Source organism: Paracoccus sp. P2, assembly GCF_046335115.1.
Lineage (GTDB): Bacteria > Pseudomonadota > Alphaproteobacteria > Rhodobacterales > Rhodobacteraceae > Paracoccus > Paracoccus pantotrophus.
On record NZ_JBGOSN010000035.1, the window covers coordinates 21,286 to 41,815 of the forward strand.

Sequence of the window (20,530 nt, forward strand, 5' to 3'; positions counted from 1 at the left end):
CCGAGCCACGCCGGCATGGCAAAGCCTATACGGGTTTTTCAGCCGTGCACGCGCGTATATGTGCCGGTGCCGGCCAGGATTCCGCGGAAACCGCCCGGTTCATCCAGCGAGAAGACGATGATCGGCAGGTCGTTGTCGCGCGCCAGCGCGATGGCCGAGGCATCCATGACCCCCAGGTGCTTTTGCAGCACCTCGTCATAGGTCACGTCGTCATAGCGCCGCGCGTCGGGGAACTTGTTCGGATCCTTGTCATAGACGCCATCGACCTTGGTGCCCTTGAAGATCGCCTCGCAATTCATCTCGTTGGCGCGCAGCGTGGCGGCTGTGTCGGTGGTGAAATAGGGGTTGCCGGTGCCGGCGGCGAAGATGCAGACGCGCTTTTTTTCCAGGTGGCGCACGGCGCGGCGGCGGATATAGGGCTCGGCCACCTCGTCCATGCGGATGGCCGAGATCACGCGGGTATGGATCTTCAGCGCCTCCAGCGCCGCCTGCATGGCCAGCGCGTTCATCACCGTGGCCAGCATGCCCATGTAGTCGGCGGTCGCCCGCTCCATGCCCTGCGCGCTGCCCTGAAGGCCGCGGAAGATGTTGCCGCCGCCGATGACCATGCAGATCTCGACGCCCATGTCATGGACGGATTTGACCTCCTGCGCGATGCGGGCGACGGTCGGCGGGTGCAGGCCGTAACCCTGGTCCCCCATCAGCGCCTCGCCCGAAATCTTCAACATCACGCGCGAATAGCTTCCGCGGGTCTTGGACGCGCTTTCCGACATGGGTTCACCTTTTTGCGGCTGTTTCATTGCCGGGCAAAATGTCGCAAACAGGCCCCATGTTCAACCACTGCCGACCCGCCCCGAAATGACCCCGCGTCACCCGATCCTGGCCGGGCTGGAGCCCCGCCGCCATGTCCTGATTGCCGGGCCCACCGCCAGCGGCAAATCCGCCCTGGCGCTGGAGATCGCCGAGCGTCAGGGCGGCACCATCGTCAATGCCGACGCCTTGCAGGTCTGGTCCTGCTGGCGCGTGCTGACCGCGCGGCCCTCGCCTGATGACGAGGCGCGCGCGCCGCATGTGCTTTACGGCCATGTGCCCTGCGACCGCGGCTATTCCGTCGGCGCCTGGCTGGCCGAGGTGGCGGCGCTGATGGACCGGGGCATCGGCCGGCTGATCGTGACCGGCGGCACCGGGCTTTATCTGCATGCGCTCAGCCGCGGACTGGCGGCGATTCCCGCCACCCCGCCCGAAATCCGCGCCTGGGCCGACCAGCTCGTGCGCGAACCCGGCGGCCTGGCACGCATGGTCGCGGATCTTGATGCGCAGACCCGGACACGCATCGACCTGAAAAACCCGGTGCGCGTCCAGCGCGCCTGGGAGGTGCTGACCACCACCGGGCGCGGCATCGCCGCCTGGCAGGCCGAGACCCCGCCGCCGCTGATCGACCCCGCCGCCGCGCATCTCTTGGTGCTGGAGCCCGACCGCGACTGGCTGGCCGAGCGCATCGAGCGCCGCTTCCGGCTGATGCTGGACCAGGGCGCGTTGGACGAGGTGCGCGCCCTGCTGCCGCGCTGGAGCCCCGATGCGCTTTGGGCCAAGGCCATCGGCGCGCCGGAACTGGTCGCGCATCTGCAGGGACGGATCGACCTGGACGAGGCAATCCGGCGCGCGGTCATCGCCACGAGGCAATATGCCAAGGCGCAGCGCAGCTTCTTTCGCGGCCGGCTGGGGGATTGGCAGCGGATCGGGATCGACCCCTGACCGGCGCGGCCCGTGGCGCATGCCGCACGGCAAAGACATATTCATCTTTTGGCAACCCTGGGATGAGTATATTCTTCACGGACTCGCGTCATGGAGATAGCCCTTGGTCATGGATCCGCTGAAAGCCGCGGCTGATGGATGAAGCCCGCCGCCACCTGATCCCGCCCGATCCGGTGCTGGCGCGGCTGGCCGCGGCCGGCATCACCCTGGAAACCATCCCGGAGCCGGCGGATCCCGATCCCCGGCCGAACGTGGCCCTGACGCCAGCTGCTTTCGGCCGGCCGCTGGCCCCGGCCCCCTGCCTCGCCCCCAGCCCGTTCCGCGACCTTCTCCCCGGCCCGGCCGGGCCGGGTCAGGCGGCGGCGCTCCAGCCCTGCCGCGCTTTGCCGGGCGGGCGGCCGGGCGGCGGGCTGCGGCTGATCCCGCTGGCCGGCCTTCACTGGGGCGGGCCGGTGCGCAGCCCGGCCGCGCCGCGCAGCCCGCGGGTCCGCGGCGACCATGTGCTGCTTCGCCCGACCGGCGGCACGGTCGCGATCATGTTTCCAGGCCATCACCATGCGCTGCCGGCCGGCCGCATCGCCTTCATTCCCGCGGGCACCGCCTTTTCGCTGAACCCGCCGCCCGAGGTGCATGGGTTGGCGCTGCTGATCCCGCCCGCCATGTGCCGGGGGCTGACGCTGNGTCGCGATCATGTTTCCAGGCCATCACCATGCGCTGCCGGCCGGCCGCATCGCCTTCATTCCCGCGGGCACCGCCTTTTCGCTGAACCCGCCGCCCGAGGTGCATGGGTTGGCGCTGCTGATCCCGCCCGCCATGTGCCGGGGGCTGACGCTGCCGCAGGGCTTGCGCCACGGCCTGCCTGGCGCCGCGGATGCCGAGCTGCTGGACGCGGCAATGACCGCGCTGGGTGCGGGGATGCCGCGCGCCCCCGCACAGGATGCCGCGACCGCACGCGGGCTGGGGCTGATCGCAGCCGTGCTGTCGCGGCTGGGCGATGGACAGGGCGCGGGGCTGGCGCCATCCGCGCCTTCGCCCGCCGGCCTGGCCGAGGCCCGGGCGCTGACCGGGCATTTCCTGCAACTGGCGCAGGCCGAGCTGCAATCGGGCCAGACCATCGCCGAACTGGCGCTGCGGCTGGGCTGCTCGCAAGCGCAGCTCGACCGCGCCTGCCGCCTGAGCCGGGGTCGCAGCGCGCTGGAGCTGCTCTACGACCTGCGGCTGCAATGCGCCAGCAAGGCGCTACGCGACGGCGACCTGCCGATGGCGCAGATCGCGGCGCGGCTGGGCTATAGCGGGCTTGGCCATTTCATGCGCGCCTTCTTGGCCGCGACGGGCCGCACGCCCCAGGCTTACCGGGCGCTGATGCGGGAAACCCACAGCCGCCCCGGCGATCGCCCTGCCGGCTGATTTCCGCGCCTTCGGGCAGCATCATGCGTCGCGCATCGTCCCGCCATGGGAGCCCGGCACGCCGCGGATCGGCGATGAGGAAACGGCACGCAGTCGGAAGACCTGTGGGCGAACGGAAAAGCCTGTCGGGGCAGGCAACTGCGCCACCCTTGTCGGCTGCGACTAGCGGCCGCGCTGCGGGTCGCGGTCATCGGGACGCAGATGAAAGGCCCGAGGGCACGAGAAAGGCTGCCGGGGCGGGCAGTCGCGCCGCCGGGCTTCGGCCCGCCAAGGCCCTTGTCCCTCGCCCAGCGAGAATTCGTCCTCAAAGCCCCTCGAAGGCCGCCCTTTGCCGGTCCGTCCAGCGCAGCCGCAGCCGCACCCCCTCTTCGGCGACCTCTTCGGCCGCGACCACGCCCTGCTCATGCAGCCAGGCCCGGCGCCGGCCGTCCGAATGCGGCAGCACCAGTTCGGCCTCGCGGCGCGGCTCGTCCAGCGCCTCGGCCAGCCGCGCCTCGACGGCGGCCAGCAGATCGTCCAGCCCCTCGCCCGACAGGGCCGAGATCGCCTGCACGCCCTCGGTGCGCGCATCGGTGCGCCGCAGGGCGGCACGGGTCTCGGGCGACAGCGCGTCGATCTTGTTCCAGACCTCGATCAGCGGCACGTCCTCCTCGACCCCCAGCGAATCGAGGATCTCGCCCACGTCGCCGGCCTGCTCCTCGGTCTCGGGATGGCTGATGTCGCGCACATGCAGGATCAGGTCGGCGGCCAGCACCTCCTCCAGCGTGGCGCGGAAGGCGGCGACCAGCTCATGCGGCAGGTCGCTGATGAAGCCCACCGTGTCCGACAGGATCACCCGCCGGCCGCCGGGCAGCACCATCTGCCGCATGGTCGGGTCCAGCGTGGCGAAAAGCTGGTCCTGCGCCAAGACCTCGGCCCCGGTCAGCCTGTTGAAAAGCGTGGATTTCCCGGCGTTGGTATAGCCGACCAGCGCGACGATGGGATAGGGCACCTTGGCGCGGGCCTTGCGGTGCAGCTCGCGGGTCTTGACCACCCGCTCGAGCTGCCGGCGCAGGCGCACCACCTGTTCGTCGATGGCGCGGCGGTCGGCCTCGATCTGCGTCTCGCCGGGACCGCCGACGAAGCCCAAGCCGCCGCGCTGGCGCTCCAGGTGCGTCCAGGCCCTGACCAGCCGGGTGCGCTGATAGGCCAGCGCGGCCAGTTCCACCTGCAAGACGCCCTCGCGCGTCTGGGCGCGATCCGCGAAGATCTCGAGAATCAGCCCGGTCCGGTCGAGGATCTTGACGCCCCATTCCTTTTCCAGGTTGCGCTGCTGGACCGGCGTCACCGGCCCGTCGATCAGCACCAGTTCCGCCCCCTCGCCCTCGGCGGCGGCCTTGAGGTGCTGGCCGATCTCCTCGCGCTTGCCCTTGGAGAACAGCATGCCCGGATCGGGATTGCGCAGCCGCGCCACCTCGGCCCCGGCCACCTCGATGGCGGGCAGCGCATGGGCGAGCGCCACCGCCTCCTCCAGCGCCAGCTCGGGCGAGCGGCGGGTGCGCGAATTGCCCAGATCGGGATGGATCACATAGGCCCGGGTCGGCCGCTCGCGGGTTTCCGACGGCTCGGCCAATCAGTCCTCGCCGTCATAGAGGCTGATCGGCTGCCTCGGCATGATGGTCGAGATGGCGTGCTTGTAGACAAGCTGCGATTGCCCATCGCGGCGCAAAAGCACGCAGAAATTGTCGAACCAGGTGATGACACCCTGCAATTTCACACCGTTGATAAGGAAAATCGTCACCGGGACCTTGCCCTTGCGCACATGGTTCAGAAAAGCGTCCTGGAGGTTCTGTTTGTCGCCGGCCATTCGGGGCACCTTGTTCTTATCGCTGGTTTTCAAGACTTAGGCGAGCGGGCAGCGGCTTGCAAGCATGTGATCCGGGCTAGCGGCGCCAATATTCGGGCGAAACCAGCGCCAGGATCGCCAGCGTCTCGACCCGTCCGACCACCATGGCCCCGGCCAGAACCGCCTTGGTCAGCCCCGGCAGCCCGGCCCAGCCCGCCCAGGGCGCCCCCGCCATGCCGGCCGAGCCCTGGAAGGTCGGTGTCAGCGGAATCGCGCCGGCCAGCGGGCCGGTATTGGTCAGCGCCGCGATGGACAGGATGGTGGCCGAATCGAACTCGATGCGCTGCAGCGAGATCAGCATCACCGTCACCGCGATGGAACTGGCGAAGAGCATGAAGAAGATGAAGGCGAGATAGGCCCCCTCGCGCCGCAGCCGCCGCGCCATCAGCCCGCCGCCGCCGACCGAGGCCGGGTGTACGATCCGCTCCAGCTCGCGCTCGGAATGGCGGGCGAGCGCATAGACCCTGAGCAGCTTGACGCCCCCCGCGGTGGTGGCGACGCCGCCGCCCATCATCGCCAGCCCCGCCAGCATTAGCCCGGGCGAGCTCAGCCCCGACCAGTTGCGCGCGCCTTGCCATTCGACCGAGTTCCAGCCGGTCGTGGTCAGATAGCTCAGCCCGTTGAAGATACCTCCCCATGCGGCCGAGGCGGCGCTGTCGAGCGTGTCCAGCACCCCCTTGGCCCCGGTCGGGGAAACGCCGATGGCCCCGGCGAAATGCCGCGCGAACAGCAGGACCGAGACCAGCAGCACCACGCCAGCGGCCATGCGCAGCTCGGGATCCTCGATCCAACTCTCGCTGGCCTTCAGCTCGCCGCCGCCGGGCCAGAAGCGGCGCGACAGCGCAGGGATCAGGAACAGGAAGATCACCACCTCGCCGGCGATGCCGCTGCCCTGCCCGGCGGGGCCGGCGACCGGGCTGATGCCGCTGGTCGACAGCGTGCCCATGGCGCGGCTCAGCGCCACCAGCCCGGTCTCGCCCAGCATCAGCAGCAGCGTCCACATCAGCAGAGTCAGCCCGGCATAGACCGGCAGCACCACCCGGCCCGCCCGCATCACCCGATGTGCCGGATCGGCCAGTTCGGTCTGGAAGGCGGGATGGGTCAGCGGGGCCAGGGCATCCGGGCCCTCGGCCGAGCGCGGCAGGCGCTCGAACCTTTCGCTGCGACCATAGGGCGAGGACATGATCTCGAATCCCCCCACCCGCAGGGGCGCCAGCAGTGCGATAGCCGCGACCAGCATGAACAGCCCGCCCAGCCAGCCGACCATGGCGCGCCACAGATGCAGCGGCGCCGGCAGCAGATCGGCCGAGTAAAGCGTAGCGCCGGTGGTGGTCAGACAGGAGATCATCTCCCACCAGGCATTGAAGAAGCCGGTATCGGGCAAGGCCATGGCAAAGGGCACGGCCAGCATGGCCGGCAGCAGCACCATGGTACCCAGCATGGTCAGAAGCACGCTGCGCGCCCGCGGCCCCTCGGGCCGGTCGGCGGTCGCCAGCCCTAGGATCGCGGCCAGGATCACGAAAAGCCCCGCCGCGCCCAGGAAGATCGAGCCGATCTTGTGGCTGTCCAGCGCATGGGCGTAAAGCCCCGGCACCACCATCGCCAGCGCGCCGATACCCCCCAGGATCACGATAAGCGGCAGGCGCAGCAAAAACCCCATCCCCGGCCTCAGAAGAAGTCGATCGAGACCTGCAGCAGGCGTTCGACCTCGGGAATGTCGGAGACGAGGGCAAAGATCACCACGATGTCGCCCTCCTCGATGCGCAGGTCGCCCGTCGGCTTGACCACGCGCTCGCCCTTGCGCACGGCGCCCATCAGCGCGCCTTCGGGAAACTCGATGTCGCGCACGGCCCGGCCGGCGATGGGCGAGGTCGAAAGCACCTGCGCCTCGATCACCTCGGCTTCGGCATCGCCGATGGAATAGATGTCGCGCACCCGTCCGTGCCGGATATGGCGCAGGATGGTCGAGACGGTACTGGCACGCGGGTTGATGAAGGCGTCGATGTCCAGAGGCTCCATCAGCGACATCAGCGTGGGGTCGTTGACCAGCGAGATCGCAAGCTTCGCGCCCGCCTGCTTGGCGCGCACCGCGGCCAGGATGTTGGTCTTGTCGTCGTCGGTGATGGCCAGGACCGCATCGGCGCGCGGCACGGCCGCCTCCTCCAGCAATTCGGCCGACAGCCCGTCGCCGTTCAGCACGATGGTGCGGTTGAGCGCATCGGCCGCATCCTCGGCGCGGGCGCGGCTGCGCTCGATCAGCTTGACGCGGATGCGCTCGGGGCGCGCCTCGAGCGATTGGGCGACGGCCAGGCCCACATTGCCCGCACCGATGATGACGACGCTTTCCTGCTTGGCCATGGGCTTGCCGAAGATCTCCAGCGTGCGCGCCACGTCCTCGGTCAGGGTGAAGACATAGACCTGGTCGCCCTCGAAAAGCTGGTCGCCCGGCTCGGGCGCGAAGAGCTTGCCGCCACGCCGCACCCCGGCGACGATGGCGCTGAGGCTGATGAACATGTCGTTGAGCTGCCGCAGGGGCGTGTTCAGCACCGGGCTGTCAGGCTCGAGCGAGATCCCCAGCAGATGCAGCCGCCCTTCCAGGAAGGTCTCGGCATCGAAGGTCGAGGGCGCGGAAAGCCGCTGCATCGCCGCCCGCGCCACCTCGCGCTCGGGGCTGATGACGACGTCGATGGGCAGGTGGTCAGTGCGGTAGAGATCGGACCAGATCGCGTCCAGATAGGCCGAGCTGCGCAGCCGCGCGATCTTCCTCGGCACCTGGAAGACGGAATGGGCGACCTGGCAGGTGACCATGTTGACCTCGTCCGAATGGGTTGCGGCGATGATCAGGTCGGCATCGCGCGCGCCGGCGCGGTCCAGCACGTCGGGATGGCTGGCAAAGCCGGTCACGCCCTGCACGTCCAGCGCATCGGTGGCGCGCCGGATCAACTCGGCATTGGTGTCGATGATGGTGACATCGTTGCGCTCGCCCGCAAGATGGCGCGCGATATGCCAGCCGACCTGCCCCGCCCCGCAGATGATGATCTTCATTCCGGCCCCGGTTCAACCCCTTCGTGAAGCGCGATCCTAGCGCGGGCCGCAGGCGACGGATACAGCGAAAACATCAGGACCAGCCGTGCAGCCATACCGCCTGCGTCATCGCCGCATGGGTATTTGCAGAACGAAGAAGCCGTTAAGGATTTCTCAATCTTTTCCGCCTAGCCTGGTTGCGCGGTACAGGCTGGGGAGCCGATGACCGCGAACGGAGAAGTCGCCCCGGTCACCTGGCCAAAACCTGTCCCGCCTGATCCGCGGGGGTGGCCGGGGCGCAGTTCCCGTGCTTCTCTGTTCCATAAATACCCATGCGACCGCGCCACCGGCATGGCGCCGCCATCATTTCCCCATCAGCTCCTCCTCGACGCGCATGCCGCCGACGACGCCGAGCGACTTGAGCTTGCGATGCAGCGCCGAACGCTCCATGCCGACGAATTGCGCCGTGCGGCTGATATTGCCGCCGAAGCGGTTGATCTGCGCCAGCAGGTATTCGCGCTCGAAGAGTTCGCGCGCCTCGCGCAGCGCCAGGCTGGTGATCTGCGGGCCGAGCGCCAGGGCCTCGCTGGTGCTGGCGCTGCCGTTCTGGCCTTCCAGTTCCGAGGGCTGGATCGGCCCGGTGCCGTCGCCCAGGATCAGCACCCGCTCGATCACATTGCGCAGCTGGCGGATATTGCCCGGCCAGTTCATCGCCTGCAGCGCGGCGCAGGTCTCCTCGGGCAGCGCGCGCAGCGGCAGGCCCTGGCCGGCATGGAACTGTTCGATGAAATGTGAGGCCAGCAGCGGGATATCGTCGCGCCGCTCGGCCAGCGAGGGCACCGCCACCGGCACCACGTTCAGCCGGTCGTAAAGCTCCTGCCGGAAGCGGCCCGCGGCGATCTCGGCCGAAAGATCGCGATTGGTCGAGGAGATCACCCGCAGGTCCACCCGCACCTTGTCGGTGCCGCCGGCGCGCTGGAACTGCTGCTCGGTCAGCACGCGCAGGATCTTGGGCTGGGTGCCCAGCGGCATGTCCGCCACCTCGTCGAAATAGATCACCCCGCCATGCGCCTGCTCCAGGAGACCCGCCTCGATGCCGCGCTCGGGCGTTTCGCGGCCGAAAAGCACCTCCTCCATGTGTTCGGGCTCGATGGTGGCGCAGGGCACGGTGACGAAGGGTTCGCGCGCGCGCGGGCTGTGGGCGTGGACATAGCGCGCGGCGATCTCCTTGCCCGCCCCCGGCTCGCCGGTCAGCATCACCCGGCCGTTCGATTTCGCCACCTTGTCGAGCTGTTCGCGCAGCCGGCGGAAGGGCGCGGAATTGCCCAGCATCTCGGCCGCCCGTGCCTCGCCGCGCCTGAGCGTCGAGTTCTCGCGGCGCAGCCGCGCCGTCTCCATGGCGCGGCGGATCACCACCAGCAGCTGGTCGATGTTGAAGGGCTTCTCGATGAAGTCGTAGGCGCCCTGCTTGATCGCCGCCACCGCGATCTCGATATTGCCATGGCCCGAGATGATGACCACCGGCACCTCGGGATTGTTGCGCTTGACCTGCTTGAGGATGTCGATCCCGTCCATCTTGCTGTCCTTGAGCCAGATGTCGAGGATCATCAGCGCCGGCTCGGCCGCGTTCAGCTCGGCCACCGCCTGGTCGGAATTGGCGGCAAGGCGGGTCGAGAAGCCCTCGTCGCGCAGGATGTCGGAGATCAGTTCCCGGATGTCCCGCTCGTCGTCGACAATCAGAATATCGCTCATTTCATTGCTTCCTGCTCGTTTTTCTGGCGGCGCGCGGAAAGCCGCACCGGCTGGCGTTCGCGCGGCAGGCGGATTTCGGCCATGGCGCCGCGTCCTTCGGGGGTGTCGGTCAGCATCAGGCTGCCGCCGTGTTCCTCGACGATCTTCTTGACGATGGGCAGGCCGAGGCCGGTGCCGCCGGGCTTCATCGTCACATAGGGCTCGAACAGCCGGGTGCGGTCCTGCGGCAGGCCGGGCCCGTTGTCGGCGATGCGGATCGTCACCGCATCGGGGGCCGAGCGCAGCGAGACCCGGACCTGCGGCACCCAGCCCTCGGGCGGGTTCGCGCGCAACTCGTCCAGCGCCTCGCCCGCGTTCTTCAACAGGTTGGTGAAGACCTGCCGCATCATGCCGGCATCGGCATCCACGATCACCGGCTCGTCGGGAATGTCCGAGATCAGCGCGCCTTGCAGCGCGTCGCGCTGCATCAGCTCGGCATCGCGCAAGAGCTTGGCGATGTCGGTTTCCTTGCGGTCCGGCTCGGGCATGCGGGCAAAGCGGCTGAACTCGTCCACGATCCGGCGCAGGTCGTTGGTCTGGCGGATGATGACCTCGGTATATTGCTCCAGCGCCTCGCGTTCCTCGCCGGCGATGGGGCCGAACTTGCGCTTCAGCCGTTCGGCCGAAAGCTGGATCGGGGTCAGCGGGTTCTTGATCTCATGCGCGACGCGGCGCGCCACGTCGCCCCAGGCCGCCATGCGCTGCGCCGAGACCAGGTCGGTCACGTCGTCCAGCGCCACCACATAGCCTTCGAGGCCGCCGGCCGCGCCGCGCCGGATCGCCATGCGCACCAGCAGGCTCTCCACCCGACCCTCGCGGGTCAGGCGGATCTCGTCCTGCACCGATTCGTTCACGGATTGCGCCAGCCGCTCGAACAGCGGCGCGAATTCCGGCACCGCCTCGGAGAGCAGCCGGTCATGCGCCGCCGCCGGGTCGAGGCCCAGCAGCCGGGCGGCCGAGCGGTTCAGGAAGTCGATCTCTCCCGCCGCGTCGAGACCGATCACCCCGGCCGTGACCGAGGACAGCACGGAATCGAACAGCCGGCGCTGGTCGTCGGCAGCGCGATAGCTTTCGACCAGTTCCTGGCGCTGCTGCTTCAACTGCCGGGTCATGCGGTTGAAGCTTTCGCCCAGCGTCTGGATCTCGTCGCCGGTATCGGGCGCGGGGATCTGGAAGTCCAGGTTGCCCTCGCCCACCTGCTCGGAGGCCTCGGCCAGCCGGCCGATGGGCCGCGACAGCCGGTCGGCGAACCACAGGCCCAGCCACATCGCCGCCGCGACCAGAAGCAGGGCAAACCCCAGATACAGCAAGGAAAATTCGAACAGAACCCGGCCGCGTTCCTGCTCCAGGCGCTGATATTCGCCGACGGTCTGGCGGGTGTCGTCCAACAGCCCCAGCAGGCTGCCGTCCACGTCGCGCGTGACGTAGAGATAGCGGTCGGCCAGGGGCACCAGCGGCACCAGGGCGCGGAACTCGTTGTTCTGCCAATCCTCGATCAGCACCAGACCGCGCATCGCCGCCTCGTCAAACTGGGCGGGAGAGGGCTCCTCGTACCAGAACTGATAGCTGCGCTCGCCCCGCGCGCGGATGGTGCCGCGGCCATCGACGATATAGGCCTCGCGCAACCCGCGCTGGATCTGGCTTTGATAGTCCGACAGCAGCAGCCGCAGGTCGCCGTCGTCCAGCATCGGGTTCTGCCGCGCGGCCTGGGTCAGCGCCCCGGCCAGCAGCTTGGCATCGTTGGTCAGGTCGCGGCGATGCTCGTCCTGATAGGCCTCGGCGGCCGAGAGCGAGGTCGAGACCACCTGCTGCACCCGGTTCGAGAACCAGCCTTCCAGGCCGATGTTCACCGTCAGCCCGGCGAACAGCGCCACCAGCACCGTCGGCACCAGCGCGATGGTGGCGAACACGCCCACCAGCCGCATGTGCAGCCGCGAGCCCGCCGCCGACTTGCGCCGCGCCGCGACGATCCGCGCCATGCGCGCCACGACCAGGCCGGTCAGCACGATCAGGTAAAGCAGGTCCGCCAGCAGCACCAGCCGCAGCACCGAGCCGCCCGAGGTGGCGCCGGCGAACGGCCCCATCACCGCGAAGGTCAGGCCGGCCAGCGCCGGGCCCAGCAGGGCAAGGCCAAGCGTCGCGGTATTGCGATAAAGCCGCAGGCGCCGCAGCCGTGCGACGCGTTCCCATGTGTCCCTGGACAGCGTTCCCGCCACCTTTGCCCGTCCTCACGGTTTCGCCGCTGTGCCGCGGCCTTCCTGTGGCCGTTAAGCGACTCTCGCAAGGCCATCTGTGGCTGTTTTACATCAGTTTGCGGCGCCGTGTCACCTCGATATTCAGATCGGTCAGTTTCTTGCGCAGCGTATTGCGATTGATGCCCAGAAGATCGGCACAACGCAGCTGATTGCCGCCGGTGGCGTCCAGCGCGATCTCCAGGAGCGGCTTTTCGATCTCGCGCAGGATGCGGTCGTAAAGGCCGGGCGGCGGCAGGTCGTCGCCATGCAGGTCGAAATAGCGTTGCAGATGCATCTCGACCGATTGCGCCAGCCGCATGTTCGCGGGCTCGCCCAGCGGCGTGACGGCGGGGCTGGCCGCCATCGCGGCGGCGGGCGCGGCAACCGCGGCCGGCGGCACGATGGGGCTGGATTCCGCCAGCGCGGCGCGGGTCTCGGCCTCGGTGATCTCGGCGGCCGCGGCGGTCAGCGCCAGCCGCCGCATCAGGTTTTCCAGCTCGCGCACGTTGCCCGGAAAGGGATAGGCGCGGATCAGCGCCGCCGCGCCTTCGGAAAGCGTGCGCAGCGGCAGGCCCTGCGCCGCGGCGCGGGCCAGCAGGTGACGCGCCAGCGGCGGGATGTCGTCCAGCCGGGCGCGCAGCGGCGGCACGGTGACCGTCACGCCCGCCAGCCGGTAATACAGGTCGGCCCGCAGCCGGCCCGAGGCGACATCGGCCTGCGGATCGGGCCCGGTGGTGGAAATCAGGCGCGGCATCAGGTTGCGGCCGGGGCCGACCTCCCATGCTTCGATCATGCCGATCAGCCGGGCTTGGGCGGCGGCGTCGAAACCGGCCGGATCCTCGATCAGCAGCGTGCCGCCCTGGGCGCGGTCGGCGGTGCCATGGATGGTCTCCTCGGACAGGTCGGCCGAGGTCAGCACGACGAATCCCGCCTCGCGCCGGTCCGACAGGTCGTGGAACGAGCGCGCGACCACGGTCTTGCCCACCCCGGCCTCGCCGGCGATCATCACCGGCAGGTCGGCGTTCAGCACCCGCGCGACCATGCGGAACAGGTTCTGCATCGCCGGCGCATGGCCGATCAGCGGCAAGGCGGGATCGGCGCCGGTCTCGGGCGCCGCCGGTGCCGGTGCGGGATCGGATTTGCGCAGCCGCCGCGACAGCGCCTGGCCGGCACGCGCCATCAGGTCCGGCAGGTCGAAGGGCTTGGGCAGGTAATCGAAGGCAGCGGCCTCGGTGGCGCGGATGGCGGTAACGATGGTGTTCTGGGCCGAGATCACGATCACCGGCAGGTCGGGCCGCGCCTTGCGGATCGCCGGGATCATGTCGATGCCGTTTCCGTCGGGCATCATCACGTCGGTGATGACCAGGTCGCCCCGTCCCTCCTCGACCCAGCGCAGCAGTTGCGCCAGCGAGCCGGTGGCATGGACCCGGCAGCCGGCGCGGGTCAGGGCCTGGGTCAGGACCGTGCGGATGGTGCGGTCGTCGTCAGCGATCAGAACGGTGCCGTCCATGGGAAAACCTCAGGCTTTGGGCAGTGAAATGCGGAAAACGGTGCGACCGGGGCGCGATTCCAGCGCGATCCAGGCGCCGTGGTCGGTGATGATCTTGGAAACCAGCGCCAGGCCGAGGCCGGTGCCGTTCTCGCGCCCCGAGACGAAGGGCTCGAAGACCTCGGCGATCAGCGTTTCGGGGATGCCGGGGCCATCATCCTCGATCTCGATCTGCAGGGGCAGGCTGCGGCCCTGCGGCTCGGCCTCGGTCGGCGCCAGCCGCAGGGTGCCGTCGTAGAAGCTGCGCAGGCGGATGCTGCCGCCCTGCCCCGTCCGGCCGATGGCCTCGGCGGCGTTCTTGACCAGGTTCAGGCAGACCTGCACCAGTTGGTCGGCATCGACCAACGCCGGCGGCAGCGAGGGGTCGTAATCGGGCACGATGCGCAACCCCTTGCCGAAGCCCACCGCGGCCGAGCGGCGCACTCGCTCCAGCACGTCATGGATGTTCACCGCCGCCAGCCGCGGCGCCGAGGTGTCGCCGAAGCGTTCCACCTGGTCCAGCAATTCGACGATGCGGCGCGATTCCGCCACGATCAGGTCGGCGAGGTCGCGGTCCTCGGCCTTGAGGTTCATGCCGATCAGCTGCGCCGCGCCGCGGATGCCGGCCAGCGGGTTCTTGATCTCATGCGCCAGCATCTCGGCCATGCCGATGGCCGAACGCGCGGCCGAGCGCGCCGCCTGCCCCTGCCCAAGCCGCCCGGCCCCCTCCAGGGGCGAGATCAGGATCACCGTGCCCCCCGCCGGGCTGGGCGCGGGGCCGGCATGGATGGTGCCGATGCGGTCGGAATGCCCGCCCGAGCGGTCGCCGATCTCGAAACGCACGCCGGCGCGGTTCAGCGCGTCATGGCCCTCGCGCATCCGCTCCAGGATCGAGCCCAGGGTGGGCACGATGCGCAGCCGCTTGAGCATCTCGGCCCCTTCCAGCGCCTGCCCCAGCGACGAGCGGCAGGAGATGTTCAGGAAAGCCTCGGCCAGGTCGTTCATCGCGGCGATGCGGCCCTCTGCGTCCAGGATGATCGCGGGCAAGGGAAGCGCCGCCCAGTTCGGCCCGACCTCTGCCGGGGTGAAACCGCCGCCGGCCTCCATCTCGGGATCGGGCAGGATGTCGGACCTGGGCCGGCTTGTCATGAAGGCACCTCGGTCGCCTGGGCATTGGCATGGGCGGCATCGGCATCGCCGAAACCGGCGCGGATCGCGGCCAGCGCGGCCTCGGGCGTGGGCGCGCGCAAGAGTTCGGCGCGGTTCGGGGCGCCGTTCGACTCGGCATACCAGCCCAGGTGCTTGCGGGCGACGCGCAGGCCCAGTTCGCGCCCGTAAAGCGACAGGATGTCGTCGTAATGCTCGGCCACCGCCTCGGCCAGGCGGGCGCCCTGGGGAATGTCCGGCGCCGGCGTGTTCCACAGCGCATGCGCGATCTGCGCCAGCCGCCAGGGCGCGCCCTGGGCGCCGCGGCCCACCATGACCGCATCGGCGCCGGACTGGCGCAGCGCCGCGCGAGCCGAGGCCGCGTCCACCACATCGCCATTGGCGACCAGCGGCGGCCGGCCGGGCAGGTTCGCGACCTCGCGGATGGCATTCCAGTCGGCGCTGCCGGTATAGAACTGCGCGCGAGTGCGGCCGTGTATGGTCAGCATCCTGACGCCCGCCCCGGCGGCGCGGGCGGCCAGTTCCGGCGCATTCAGGCAATCCGCGTCCCAGCCCAGCCGCATCTTCAGCGTCACCGGCAGGTCGGGCACGGCGGCGACCACCGCGTCGATCAGCCCCAGCGCGTGGTCGAGATCGCGCATCAGCGCAGCGCCCGACAGCCCCCCCGTCACCTTTTTGGCCGGGCAGCCCATGTTGATGTCGACGATGCGCGCGCCCATGCCGGCGACGATTCGCGCGGTTTCCGCCATCGCCCCCGCCTCGCGCCCGGCGATCTGGACGCTGACCGGCAATTCGCCCTCGGTCAGCGCCTTGGCGCGCACGGCGGCGCGGGTCGAGGGGCGCGGCGTCACCATCTCGGTCGAGGCGACCATCTCGCTGACCATCAGCCCCGCCCCGCCATGGCGCGCCACGGCGCGGCGAAAGGGCAGGTCGGTGATCCCGGCCATGGGCGCCAGGAAGACCGGCGGGCCGAGCCGCGTGGAGCCAAGGATGATGGGTTCGGGCAATGTCATGGGAAAACTCGTAGGCCAGCCGGCGGGGATGCGAAAGAAAACGGCTTGCGCCCGATCGGCAGGCTTTCCCGACGCGCTCGAATTTGCCGCTTTTTAATGCTTGATGCCTAAATAGTCGGCAGGCCCGGATTCGTCAAATGTCGCGGAGCTTCAGGCGCGCTGTCGCAACCGCTCTGGCCTGCCGCCGGGTCCGCGGCTAGGCTTGCCGCGCCAGCCAGGGAGTGCGCGATGTTTCTTTCCGTCTTCGACATCTTCAAGATCGGAGTCGGCCCGTCCTCGTCCCATACCATGGGGCCGATGGTGGCCGCAGGCCGCTTTCTGGACGCACTGCGCCAGCAGCCGTTCCGCACGCACGGGCTGCGCGCCAGCCTGCATGGCAGCCTGGCATTCACCGGCAAGGGTCATGCGACCGACCGCGCCACCATCCTGGGCCTGGCCGGATTCCTGCCCGAAACCATGGATGCCGAGGCCGCCGAGGCGGCGCTGGCCCGCAACCGCGAAACCAGGATCCTGTCGCCCGAGGGACTGGGCGACCTGGCCTTCGACCCGGCGCGCGACCTGATCTTCGACTATGACCGCGCCCTGCCCGGCCATGCCAACGGCATGGTGCTGATGGCGACCGACGCGCAGGGCGACGTGATCTTCCGCGAGGTCTATTACTCGATCGGCGGCGGTTTCGTGATGACCGAGGCCGAGCTGGCGGCGCGCGGCGACGACACCCGCACCGACGCCTCGCCCAAGGTGCCCTTCCCCTTCGCCTCGGCCGCCGAGATGCTGGAGATGGCCGAAAGATCGGGCAGGTCCATCGCCCAGATGAAACGCGAGAACGAGCGGGTCTTTCGCAGCGATGCCGAGATTTCCGCCGGCCTCCGCCGCATCTGGCAAGTCATGCGCGACTGCATGGACCGGGGGCTGGCGACCGGCGGCATCCTGCCCGGCGGGCTGTCGATCCGCCGCCGCGCCGCCGCCATCCACGAGGCGCTGAGGGCCGAGGCCGGCATGAACCTGACCGCGCCGCATGTCATCAACGACTGGATGTCGATCTATGCCATGGCGGTGAACGAGGAGAACGCCGCCGGCGGCCAGGTGGTGACCGCACCCACCAACGGCGCGGCCGGGGTGGTGCCGGCGGTGATCCGCTATTGGCTGGACCACGTGCCGGGCGCCTCGGAACGCCAACTCGACGAGTTTCTGCTGACGGCGGCGGCCATCGGTGGGCTCATCAAGCACAACGCCTCGATCTCGGGCGCGGAATGCGGCTGCCAGGCCGAGGTCGGATCGGCCAGCGCCATGGCGGCAGCGGGGATCTGCGCCGCGATGGGCGGCAGCCCCGCCCAGGTCGAGAACGCCGCCGAGATCGCGCTGGAGCATCACCTGGGCATGACCTGCGACCCGGTGAAGGGGCTGGTGCAGGTGCCCTGCATCGAGCGGAACGGCCTGGGCGCCATCAAGGCGGTCTCGGCGGCCAGCCTGGCCCTGCGCGGCGATGGCCAGCATTTCGTGCCGCTGGACGCCGCCATCGAGACCATGCGCCAGACCGGCCGCGACATGAGCGACAAATACAAGGAAACCTCGCTGGGTGGTCTGGCCGTCAATGTGCCGAACTGCTGAGTCGCGTGCGAAGAATCGCGCAAAGCGGGGGTTTGACGCGGACCGCCCCCTGTCGGCGCTTGCCCCGGCCCTGCCCTTCCTGTAGCCAATCAGCATAAGCAAAACCTACGGAACCGGGACTGAGCAGATGAAATTCCGTTCGGCATTCGCCGTTCTCACGATGACTGTAGCCCTTGCCGCCTGCGGCGAACTGCCCTTCCAGTCCTCCGAACCCGAAACCCCCGCCCATTCCGGCCCGCCCAGCGTCTCGCCGCTGGAACAGCCGATCGAGACCGGCGCCGAGGGCAAGCCCGTCGCCACCGCCGAGGCCAGCACGCTGGGCACCGCCATGTTCCGCGCCGCGGGGTCGGGCTGGACCGTGACCGCCGCCGACAAGACCGCCGTCTATGAACGGCCCGGCGCGAAATCCGTCGGCGTCACCGTGCGGCGCATGGCCTATGGCCGGGGGGTCGAGTTCATCGGCTCGATGAACGGTTCGGTCTTCGCGCTGAACATCCAGGCGGCGGAATGCGAGATGGGCGGGCAGAAGACACCCTTCACCGCGCGGCTGCGCGTCGGCAGCCAGCGCCTGAGCGGCTGCGCCGTTCCGACCGACACCATGCCCAAGGCACAGGTGCGCGCCTCGTCCGCGGCCCCCAAGCCCAAGACCCAGCCGAAGCCGGCAGCGCCCGCGGCCAAGCCCGAGACCGAGGCGGCGGCGGAAGCGCCCGAGACGGAAACCCCGGCGACCACTCCGGCCGAGCCTACCGGTCCCACCACGCCCGCGACCGGTACCGCGCCCGCGACCACGGCGCCCGGTAGCACGTCCTCGACCGCCCCTTCGGCGGACAGCACGGCCGAGACCCCGGCCAACGGCACCGCGGCCGATGCCGAAGCGCCCGCTGCCGACAGCCCGGCCGCGCCGGGGACCGCTCCGGCTGCCGGCGGGTCGGATGCGGCCGGCGGCGTCCCGGCCCCGGCCCTGATCCTGCCCGAGCCGCCCGCCCCGAGCGAATAAGCCAAGATCCGGGCGCCGTGCGGCAAGGCCCGCGCGGCGCCGGCCCAACCCGCCGCCCCGCTGCGGGCCACGACCTGAGAGGAGCCGCGATGCGCGCCCATTCGATGCTTACCCGTCGCCTGCTGGCCTCGACCGTGCCAGTTGCGCTGCTTCTGGGTCTCGGCACCAGCCCGGCCCGCACCGATCCGCTGATAGGCGATGTGCTGAACAGCTATGGCCTGCCGGGCGGGGTCGAAACCCCCACGGCCGAGATGCTGCCCGACGGCACCCTGGGCGGCACCGTGTCCTATAACGAGGCGGCGCGGCGCCATAACGTGATCTTCCAGCTGCATCCGCGTATCACCACCGCGCTGCGCTATTCCCGGGTCGAAGGCATCAACGACCACAACGAGCTGGGCCATATCTGGGACCGCTCGTTCGACATCCGCTTCCAGGTCGTGGACGAGCAGGGCTGGCGCCCGGCCGTGGCCATCGGCCTGCAGGACTTCCTGGGCACCGGCATCTATTCCGGCGAATACATCGTCGCGACCAAGACCATCACGCCCCGGCTGCGCGCCAGCGTCGGCATCGGCTGGGGCACGCTGGGGGGCAATCCGCGCCTGATCGAGATCGGCGACACCGGCGGCAAGCCGCAGGTCGACGAATGGTTCCGCGGCAAGGCCCGGCCCTTCGGCTCGATCACCTGGCAGGCCACCGACAAGCTGCGGCTGGTGGCGGAATATTCCAACGACAAGTATCTGGTCCGCAACCTGTTCCCCGACGGCCATGTCGAGGAGATCCCGCAGGGCGACGGCGAGCCGGGCAGCAAGCTGAACCTGGGCGCCTATTACACCTTCAGCCCCAGCTATCAGGTCGGGCTCTATACCATCGGCGGCGACATGTTCGGCGCCCAGTTCAGCTTTGCGCTGAACCCGCGCAACGCGCCCTTCCCCTCGGGGCTGGAAAAGGCGCCGGCGCCGGTCAAGCCGCGCCCCGCGCCCTCGGCCGATCCCGAGGGCTGGTCGGGCGCCTGGTCGGCCGATCCGACCGCGCAGCCGGCGATCCAGACCGCGCTGGCCGGAGCGCTGAAGGACGAGGGCCAGATCCTCGAATCCATGTCCCTGTCCGGCAACCGGGCCGAGGTCCGCATCCGCAATACCCGCTATATCCAGCAGTCCGAGGCCGTGGGCCGCACCGCGCGGCTGATGACCCGCGCCCTGCCGCCTTCGGTCGAGACGCTGGTCATCACCTCGAACGCCGAGGGCATGGCGACCTCGTCCGTGGTGCTGAAGCGTTCGGATGTCGAGCGGCTGGAAAATACCGAGGCCGGCCGCATCGCCCAGGCCGCGCAACTGGTCGATGCCGAGCCGCGGCCGGGCGATCTGGTGACGACGCCGGGCCTGTTCCCGCGCTTCCGCTGGAACCTCGGGCCCTATCTGGAACTGGGGCTGTTCGATCCGCAAGATCCGCTGCGCTATGAGGTCGGCGCGCAACTCAAGGCCAGTTACGAGATCACGCCGGGCCTGATCCTGTCAGGAACGCTGCGCCAGCGCGCCTTCGGCAGCATGGAGCAGCGCGGGCCGGGGATTCCCTGCAGCTCCGGCAACACACCACCGCCGGGCATGGACCGCTGCGGCCGCGGCGAGCATTACACGCCCGAGGAATATGTCTCGAACCCGGCCTATGAATCCTTCAAGGGCGTGCCTCGGGTCCGCTCGGATACGCGCATGTATACCGGCAATGACAGCCCGACCATCCCCGAGCTGACGCTGGCCTGGTATGCCCAGCCCACCGAGGCGGTCTATACCCGCCTGACCGTGGGCCTGCTGGAACGCGCCTATGGCGGCGTCTCGGGCGAGGTGCTGTGGAAGCCCGCCAATTCGCCCCTGGCCTTCGGGGCCGAGATCAACCGGGTGAAGAAGCGCGATTTCGAGGATGTCTTCGGCTTCCGCGACTACGAGGTCACGACGGGCCATGTCTCGGCCTATTACGAATTCGCGAACGGCTTCACCGCGCAGTTGGACGTCGGCAAGTACCTGGGGTCTGCTGCCGGACGGTGCTAAATCCTACGCTAAGCCGATAAAACGCGCCTTCCGTGGTCCCTGAGGTTTCCGTTGGCATCGACGTAGCGATAGAGGG

The 20,530-nt window shown here is 69.5% G+C and carries 15 protein-coding genes; 5 read left to right on the forward strand and 10 right to left on the reverse strand.

Annotated elements, in window-relative coordinates; genetic code table 11:
- Positions 1-38 precede the first annotated feature (38 nt).
- Positions 39-773, reverse strand: a complete 735-nt coding sequence (gene pyrH, locus ACDP63_RS18280) for a UMP kinase (protein ID WP_024844453.1) — start codon at positions 771-773, stop codon at positions 39-41.
- Positions 774-858: 85 nt separating this feature from the next.
- Between pyrH and miaA the strand changes: the two genes are divergently transcribed.
- Positions 859-1,755: a tRNA (adenosine(37)-N6)-dimethylallyltransferase MiaA gene (gene miaA, locus ACDP63_RS18285; protein ID WP_024844452.1), complete on the forward strand. Its 897-nt coding sequence runs from the start codon at positions 859-861 to the stop codon at positions 1,753-1,755.
- 690 nt (positions 1,756-2,445) lie between these two features.
- Entirely contained in the window at positions 2,446-3,162 is a 717-nt protein-coding gene (locus ACDP63_RS18290; RefSeq protein ID WP_409928389.1) for a helix-turn-helix transcriptional regulator, read from the forward strand.
- Positions 3,163-3,466: 304 nt separating this feature from the next.
- Here ACDP63_RS18290 and hflX read toward each other — a convergent pair whose 3' ends face one another.
- The 9 genes from hflX to dusB form a co-directional block, all read right to left on the reverse strand.
- Entirely contained in the window at positions 3,467-4,774 is a 1,308-nt protein-coding gene (gene hflX / locus ACDP63_RS18295) for a GTPase HflX (RefSeq protein ID WP_024844450.1), read from the reverse strand.
- On the reverse strand, positions 4,775-5,008 hold the full coding sequence (gene hfq / locus ACDP63_RS18300) for an RNA chaperone Hfq (RefSeq protein ID WP_409928390.1): 234 nt from the start codon (positions 5,006-5,008) through the stop codon (positions 4,775-4,777).
- Between the two features lie 76 nt (positions 5,009-5,084).
- Positions 5,085-6,707, reverse strand: coding sequence for a potassium transporter TrkG (locus tag ACDP63_RS18305; RefSeq protein ID WP_409928391.1), 1,623 nt, complete (start codon positions 6,705-6,707; stop codon positions 5,085-5,087).
- Between the two features lie 8 nt (positions 6,708-6,715).
- Positions 6,716-8,092, reverse strand: a complete 1,377-nt coding sequence (gene trkA, locus ACDP63_RS18310; RefSeq protein WP_024844448.1) for a Trk system potassium transporter TrkA — start codon at positions 8,090-8,092, stop codon at positions 6,716-6,718.
- A gap of 342 nt (positions 8,093-8,434) precedes the next feature.
- Complete coding sequence (locus ACDP63_RS18315; protein ID WP_024844447.1) at positions 8,435-9,823, reverse strand: sigma-54-dependent transcriptional regulator; 1,389 nt, start codon at positions 9,821-9,823, stop codon at positions 8,435-8,437.
- Entirely contained in the window at positions 9,820-12,078 is a 2,259-nt protein-coding gene (locus tag ACDP63_RS18320; protein WP_024844446.1) for a sensor histidine kinase NtrY-like, read from the reverse strand. The genes ACDP63_RS18315 and ACDP63_RS18320 overlap by 4 nt, the downstream gene beginning before the upstream one ends.
- Positions 12,079-12,163: 85 nt before the next feature.
- A complete protein-coding gene (locus tag ACDP63_RS18325) occupies positions 12,164-13,606 on the reverse strand; it encodes a sigma-54-dependent transcriptional regulator (protein WP_024844445.1) in 1,443 nt (480 codons plus the stop codon).
- A gap of 9 nt (positions 13,607-13,615) precedes the next feature.
- Positions 13,616-14,773: a two-component system sensor histidine kinase NtrB gene (locus ACDP63_RS18330; RefSeq protein ID WP_024844444.1), complete on the reverse strand. Its 1,158-nt coding sequence runs from the start codon at positions 14,771-14,773 to the stop codon at positions 13,616-13,618.
- Positions 14,770-15,804, reverse strand: a complete 1,035-nt coding sequence (dusB, locus tag ACDP63_RS18335; RefSeq protein ID WP_024844443.1) for a tRNA dihydrouridine synthase DusB — start codon at positions 15,802-15,804, stop codon at positions 14,770-14,772. Before dusB ends, ACDP63_RS18330 begins: the two co-directional genes overlap by 4 nt.
- A 228-nt stretch (positions 15,805-16,032) precedes the next feature.
- Here dusB and ACDP63_RS18340 point away from each other — a divergent pair, with 228 nt between their 5' ends.
- The 3 genes from ACDP63_RS18340 to ACDP63_RS18350 all read left to right on the forward strand — a co-directional run bounded on the left by ACDP63_RS18340 (position 16,033) and on the right by ACDP63_RS18350 (position 20,454).
- The gene (locus ACDP63_RS18340; protein ID WP_024844442.1) at positions 16,033-17,415 is read left to right on the forward strand and encodes an L-serine ammonia-lyase; all 1,383 of its coding nucleotides are present in this window, start codon (positions 16,033-16,035) and stop codon (positions 17,413-17,415) included.
- Between the two features lie 127 nt (positions 17,416-17,542).
- The gene (locus ACDP63_RS18345) at positions 17,543-18,412 is read left to right on the forward strand and encodes a hypothetical protein (protein ID WP_024844441.1); all 870 of its coding nucleotides are present in this window, start codon (positions 17,543-17,545) and stop codon (positions 18,410-18,412) included.
- 89 nt (positions 18,413-18,501) lie between these two features.
- The gene (locus tag ACDP63_RS18350) at positions 18,502-20,454 is read left to right on the forward strand and encodes a YjbH domain-containing protein (protein WP_409928392.1); all 1,953 of its coding nucleotides are present in this window, start codon (positions 18,502-18,504) and stop codon (positions 20,452-20,454) included.
- Positions 20,455-20,530: the final 76 nt, after the last annotated feature.

Excerpts from the sequence above, each read along its gene's own strand:
- pyrH (WP_024844453.1), bottom strand. The coding sequence starts at position 773 with ATGTCGGAAAGCGCGTCCAAGACCCGCGGAAGCTATTCGCGCGTGATG.
- miaA (WP_024844452.1), top strand. The coding sequence starts at position 859 with ATGACCCCGCGTCACCCGATCCTGGCCGGGCTGGAGCCCCGCCGCCAT.
- ACDP63_RS18305 (WP_409928391.1), bottom strand. The coding sequence starts at position 6,707 with ATGGGGTTTTTGCTGCGCCTGCCGCTTATCGTGATCCTGGGGGGTATC.
- ACDP63_RS18330 (WP_024844444.1), bottom strand. The coding sequence starts at position 14,773 with ATGACAAGCCGGCCCAGGTCCGACATCCTGCCCGATCCCGAGATGGAG.
- ACDP63_RS18315 (WP_024844447.1), bottom strand. The coding sequence starts at position 9,823 with ATGAGCGATATTCTGATTGTCGACGACGAGCGGGACATCCGGGAACTG.
- hfq (WP_409928390.1), bottom strand. The coding sequence starts at position 5,008 with ATGGCCGGCGACAAACAGAACCTCCAGGACGCTTTTCTGAACCATGTG.
- trkA (WP_024844448.1), bottom strand. The coding sequence starts at position 8,092 with ATGAAGATCATCATCTGCGGGGCGGGGCAGGTCGGCTGGCATATCGCG.
- dusB (WP_024844443.1), bottom strand. The coding sequence starts at position 15,804 with ATGACATTGCCCGAACCCATCATCCTTGGCTCCACGCGGCTCGGCCCG.
- ACDP63_RS18345 (WP_024844441.1), top strand. The coding sequence starts at position 17,543 with ATGAAATTCCGTTCGGCATTCGCCGTTCTCACGATGACTGTAGCCCTT.
- ACDP63_RS18350 (WP_409928392.1), top strand. The coding sequence starts at position 18,502 with ATGCGCGCCCATTCGATGCTTACCCGTCGCCTGCTGGCCTCGACCGTG.
- ACDP63_RS18290 (WP_409928389.1), top strand. The coding sequence starts at position 2,446 with ATGTTTCCAGGCCATCACCATGCGCTGCCGGCCGGCCGCATCGCCTTC.
- ACDP63_RS18325 (WP_024844445.1), bottom strand. The coding sequence starts at position 13,606 with ATGGACGGCACCGTTCTGATCGCTGACGACGACCGCACCATCCGCACG.
- ACDP63_RS18340 (WP_024844442.1), top strand. The coding sequence starts at position 16,033 with ATGTTTCTTTCCGTCTTCGACATCTTCAAGATCGGAGTCGGCCCGTCC.